Genomic DNA, 5,451 nt, shown 5'->3' on the forward strand with positions numbered 1-5,451 from the left:
TGGGACAGAAATCAGCAATCCGTCCTGGGTCAATTTTCAATCGGCAGGGTGGGTCAGTTTTCAATCAGCGCCAACACAACATCGTGTTCCGTGGCGCGGTAATGCTCCATCAGGTAGGGCGCGAACTTGTCCATGTGCAGCGGGCCGGCAAGCGCTTTGAGAAGTGCCAAGTCACCCTTGGTGGTCTGCATCTGGATGGCTTTTTCAGTGAAGTTGCGCTGATCAAGGTAGTCCTTCATGGCTCGCAGCAGGTTGATGTTCACTACCTTCAGCTGACTATGTTTTTTATCCAGAAAGCTTTTGAGGAAGTTGAGGTATTGGCGCACCTGCAGCTCATCCTCGGGCGTATAGTCGAAGATCCAGAAGCCGATCTCGTTGCCAAGCCCTTGGCTTTTGAGAAACTCCTCGGTGAGGATTTTTTCTGGGATCTGGTTCAGCCGATCCTGTAGCTGCTGGTTCATTCTTTTATTCCTTGGTACTGCCTGTCAGAGGTTGCTGCTGGAGACTTCCAGGCAGGCTTTGATGCGGTGGCGGTAACTGTCGTCCAGCAAGGTGCGAACCTCAGGGCGGACCAGTAAGGTCTGCAACTGCATACTGCGCGTGCTTTTGAGCAGCTTGACCTCGGCCAGCATGCGATAGACAACTTGGCCCATTTTCTTACGGCTGGATTCCGTCCAGGTCTTGATGGCCGGGTCGCGATGGCTGCGCTCCTCGAGGAAGTCATGCCAATGCCAGGGTTCGAGATGTTCTGCCTTAGTCAGATAGGCATCACGCAGGGCGGTTTCGATGAATTCCACCAGCAGCAGGTTGCGCTCAAGCGCCGCGCAGAAGGCGACCTGAGTAGCGAGTTCGTCATCACCATCACGTAGGGCTCGCCAGAAAGGCTGATCCAGGCGCTCCAGGCGTTTACGCAGCGCTTGGGATACTCGTCTGGCCGAAGCAGGCGAGCGTTTCTGCAGGCGATTGTGCTGCTGTATTTCTTCTGCCCACCGCTCTGAGGAAGCCTGTTGCAGCAGTAGATCTGCGATGACTCGGCATTCACGTACTTGCAGTGAGCCGCCGATAAGATCGGAGTCATAGCTGAAAGTCTGCATGATCAAGCGGCTTCCCCTCCGAACAGGTAAGGCAACAGCAGCTCACGATCTTCGGGGGACAGCTGTATTGGATGTTCTGCGACCCGAGAACACTGCTCGTCAGTGATTGCGGCCTGGTAACGCTGCAGCGTGTAGTGGGTAAGAGCTTTTCTGACGGTGATGAGGAGTTGCCCATCTGTCATGGCGTAGTCGCGAGCGACCATGGCTTGTTGTGCTTCGCTTAGGCGCTGGTTGGGGATGATGTGCAGGGTGGTCTGCTCATTCCAGGCGTTGTCAGGCTCGCTGGGTGGAGCATGTTCATCACTAAGCTGAGGCGTGCCGCTAATGCGCGAGATCAGAAAGTCGCGGTAGCTCTGGGATTTGTGGCAAAAGGCGCGAGTGTGCCAACGAAAACCTGAGTAGATAAGGGTGTGCGGTGAAATGACCCGTTCATGTTGCTCGGGATTGCGCATCGAGCTGTAGGCGACTTCCAGACTGGCTCGGTTGCGACAGGCCTTTACCAATTCACGTACTACATCAGGCCTGACGGCTCGCTCAGGCAGCTGGACTGCCGCTACCCCTGGTTGGGATTCCAGCACCAGATTTATCGGCTGAGAACCATTACTTGTCAGCAGCTCAAGGTACTCGTTGATATGCCCCGAACAAAGCACGGGCTTGAATCCATTGGCTGGGATGTAGCCCTTTATGGAGGGACTATGCAGCAGGGCTTGCGGGTTGAGTTCGTTGTTATAGCGGTTGATGTCGGCCGAGGCTTGCTGCCGAGTGATACCGAACCATTCCATCAGTTGAGCTGTAATCAGGCGGCCTTCCCAGAGAGCAATCAGCTCAATAGCGCGATAGCGAAGAAGCGTCTGGTGCTTGAGAGGGGGCATGGGTCCGGTCTGAGCATTTGCGTAGCCGGATTCTGGATGGCAGCAGCGCAGGTGTAAATAGTTACTGTAAAGTTTTTTGCATAGACTGGTTGATGTACAGATTAGATAACGATTAAAAAGCGATTAGCAGGTATCGGTTTTTTGGCCTTAGGCCTTGTAGATGCTGGTTCCAGGTATTGTTAAAAATACCTGCGACAACGGTATGTGCTACCTGCAGAAACGGCTTCGAAAACCCGTCATAACGGTATCATTACCCGCTATGACGGTAAGGTTTACCCGCTGTAACGGCACGGTTTTGGCGTTTTGAGATATGGCGCTCCTGAGAGGGGCTTGGGCGCTTATTGACGCTGACCAACTCACCATCGATCTGATACGTAAATTTTTGGCCATGTTCGGCGCTGGCTAGGGCCAGCCTGTCCAGAGCTCTACGTAGTAACTGGAGAAATTTGCTCGGGCTAACAGTTTTGCTGCCCGAAAGTTTGTGCAATGTGTCGATGCGCACCGGGTAGGGGGCTGCATGTGTCGAATAATATCCGTGCAGCCACTGCGCCAGGGGGCTCCCGCTCAGCATGCATCTGACGCCCCAGTGAACTAGCGTGAACTGGTCGCTGGCGAACAGCCGGATGATGCAGGGGTTGAGTCCTAGGACAAGCGGTTTATTACCGTCGAGGTAATCAGCCTTAGTCAGGTTGCCCTCATATACAAACGAGGCTGTATGAATCGACAGCTCGCAGCTGCTGAGGCGCAGCAGTCTGTGTTTCAGGCTGGTTCTGCTAGGGCCCGTGTCCGTGATGCCCAGGCCTTTTAACAGGGCGTATATGCTCGTGTGGAACTCCTGATCCAGGGGATGATTGCGCAGCAGGTGTAGCTGCGTAGCCCAGAGGTCTAGGTCGCTCTGATCGAGCTGTTCTCCGCTGTAGGTCAGTGCAATACCAGCCTGCGAGTTGATCGTAGTTCCATCCAGTCTGGCTCGTTGGCCCTTGCCTATCACTGCAAACAAAGCCGAGCGCAAGACTGCGTTGGGCAGTGCGCGATAGAGTTCTCGCCAATTCTGTAGGCGAGGTGCTGGAGCATCAGCAGGGCGGAGGGCGGATGCCGTAGCGCTGGCCCTGGCCTCCAGTTCCCTGACCTTGGTCAGCGGGCCCATTTCAACCGTTGTCCCGCTTCTCAATCTGAGCTCGTATCCAGGCTTCAACCTCGGCGACAACGTAGAAGTTCGTCGCCTGCCTGTGGGGGCCGTCTTTGATGGGCTTAGGGAAGGTGGCGTCTTTTTTGCGCAGCTTGTCCAGACCCGACCTAGATAGGTCCAGATGCTCAATCAGGCTGGTTTGGCGGATTAGGGTTTTCTGTGTGTCCAGATGCATACGGGCGTCTCCTGGGTGATGACGCTCGCTAAGTTATGCATCTAGATGTGCCCGCACACTGCTGTCGGGGCGCATGGCAGTAGTTGTTTCTAACTGTCGAATTTGCTGATGGATGGCGCTTTGTAGTTGCGCAGCCAGTCCCGTTCTTGTTCGTCTAGACCGTGGCACCTGAATGTGCAGCTTGGCAGCTCAACGGAGCAGGGCAATGTCCAGAGCTCATTTGGGGTGCAGATCGGCTCTCTTGCATTCTTGCTAGTCAGCTTTGGTGCAAGTTTGCCGAGCTCGTTTCCCAGGCTCAGTTGCTGCAGATACGAATCCGAACTGATGGGCGTGGCAAGATTTGCGGTCGGCTGGACATGGATTTTGAGGGCCGCCCAGAAATGGGCTACGGGCATGAAGGCTGACCATGCTCGCCGAATAGATCTCTCTCCGGGGGCTATCTTGCCTCCTAACGAGTTTCGGGCCTCCTGGAAATACTGGGCTCCTAAGTGGATTGCCTTGTTGACGCTGGCATCTTCGCCACTGGCATTCAGCTTGATCAAATTCAGAAGGATCTCGCCGGCAACCGCCCCCCGTATGGCGAGACTTTCCATAGCATCCGCTCCTGCAGTGGCAGGGCTTTCGAGCAGCTCCTTGAGCACCTCGACGGGAACTGATTCAAGCCCATTCTCGCTCGCACAGAAAAGCGTGTATTCGGCCATTTTTCGTCTGAGATATGCGTTTCTCAGTTTTTCGTCTGCGGGGTGCAGCATGTAGGCCGTAACTTCAAACGGAAGAAAGGCGGCTTCATAAGGTGCATAGAATTTCATCACTGGCATGCAGTATCGCTCACTCTCTGGGGCGGTGTGCTTCGATGAGTAGGCCGGCATTTGTATCTACGCGCGCTTGATTTGCACCACGTTGCCAGCAGCCAGTCTGTCAAGATGGTCCGCATACCACTGCATCATGATTTTGCGTTGCTCCAGGTAAGTGCTTTTGTCATAGACGCCCCGGACGCCTTCTTTTACATGCGAAAGCTGAGCCTCAACGTGCTGTGAGTCGAAGCCATTCTCGTTGAGAATGGTACTGGCCAGATGGCGGAAGCCATGGCCTGTCTGCCGGCCTTCGTAACCCAGGCGACGCAAGGCCATCAAAAAAACGGTGTTGCTACGTGGCTTGGTCGTGTCGCTGCGGCCGGGGAAAAGAAGCTGGTAGTTGCCTGTGATGTTGTGTAGTTCTCGCAGCAGTGCAATAGCTTGGCTGGGCAAAGGTATGAGGTGCTCGCGGCGCCGCTTCATGCGTTCAGCAGGAATCAGCCATAACCCGGCATCGAGATCGAACTCCTGCCAGTGTGCTTCGCGTAGCTCCGATGGGCGGCAGGCAAGCATCGTGAGTAGCTGCAAGCCAAGTCGCACGTCTGTTGCGTGAGGGTAGGAGCGGATGGCCCTCAGCAGCGCGGGTAGCTCATCAAGGGATACATGGGCGAAATTTTCGACAGGCTTGGTCAGAAGGAACTTATGCAGGCCTTCGAGCGGGTTGTGAGTGGCGCGTCCGGTAACCCTGGCGAGATCGTAGACTTCTCTGCACATGCCGCGAACGCGACTTGTTTGCTCGACGATGCCAGTCTCTTCCATGGCCCGCAGGAAGTTCATCCATTCCATCGGGAGAATGCTTGTGAACGGCCGTTTACCGAACACGGGGAAAACGTGCTTTTCCAGTGCTCCGATGGTTCGGACAGCAGTCCCTTCTGTCCAGATCTTGCATTTGGCGCTGTACCACTCGCGCGCCAGGCGCTCGAAGGTGTTGTTGGCTGCCTCTAGCTCGGCTGCCTTCTGGGCTTGCTTGGTTGCGAGAACACTACCGCCTTTTGCGGTGTTGTCGCGCAGTTCGCGAACTTTGCGGCGAGCCTGTTCGCCGGTCAGTTGGTGGTCACCAGCGCCATAACCGCCGAGACCTAGCCATGACCACTTGCCATCCGCCTTTTTGTAGCGCAGCTGCCAGGATTTTGATCCGTCTGGTTTGACCCGGAAGTACAGGCCGTCACCGTCTAGCTCTCGATATTCCTTAGGGAATCTCCGAACAAGTTTTCAAATGTGCTGAAATACGCCTGACCACCTGATCCGAGCCGCCTATGAGCCAATC

The 5,451-nt window shown here is 55.2% G+C and carries 6 protein-coding genes and 1 pseudogene; all 7 read right to left on the minus strand.

What is annotated here, in order from left to right:
• Nucleotides 1–53: 53 nt before the first annotated feature.
• Complete coding sequence (locus CJF39_RS22190; RefSeq protein ID WP_249275417.1) at nt 54–461, minus strand: DUF1788 domain-containing protein; 408 nt, start codon at nt 459–461, stop codon at nt 54–56.
• 24 nt (nt 462–485) lie between these two features.
• Nucleotides 486–1,094, minus strand: a complete 609-nt coding sequence (locus CJF39_RS22195; protein ID WP_249275419.1) for a DUF1819 family protein — start codon at nt 1,092–1,094, stop codon at nt 486–488.
• Between the two features lie 2 nt (nt 1,095–1,096).
• Nucleotides 1,097–1,966, minus strand: coding sequence for a helix-turn-helix transcriptional regulator (locus CJF39_RS22200; RefSeq protein ID WP_094995320.1), 870 nt, complete (start codon nt 1,964–1,966; stop codon nt 1,097–1,099).
• A gap of 250 nt (nt 1,967–2,216) precedes the next feature.
• A complete protein-coding gene (gene trfA, locus CJF39_RS22205; protein WP_094995321.1) occupies nt 2,217–3,113 on the minus strand; it encodes a plasmid replication initiator TrfA in 897 nt (298 codons plus the stop codon).
• 1 nt (nt 3,114) lies between these two features.
• Nucleotides 3,115–3,330: a helix-turn-helix transcriptional regulator gene (locus CJF39_RS22210; RefSeq protein WP_003439546.1), complete on the minus strand. Its 216-nt coding sequence runs from the start codon at nt 3,328–3,330 to the stop codon at nt 3,115–3,117.
• A gap of 89 nt (nt 3,331–3,419) precedes the next feature.
• Nucleotides 3,420–4,148, minus strand: coding sequence for a hypothetical protein (locus CJF39_RS22215; RefSeq protein WP_094995322.1), 729 nt, complete (start codon nt 4,146–4,148; stop codon nt 3,420–3,422).
• Nucleotides 4,149–4,205: 57 nt separating this feature from the next.
• A pseudogene (locus tag CJF39_RS22220) lies at nt 4,206–5,369 on the minus strand (tyrosine-type recombinase/integrase); the annotation flags it as partial.
• Between the last annotated feature and the right edge of the window lie 82 nt (nt 5,370–5,451).

Source organism: Pseudomonas lundensis (genome assembly GCF_002269125.1).
Taxonomy (GTDB): Bacteria; Pseudomonadota; Gammaproteobacteria; order Pseudomonadales; family Pseudomonadaceae; genus Aquipseudomonas; species Aquipseudomonas lundensis_A.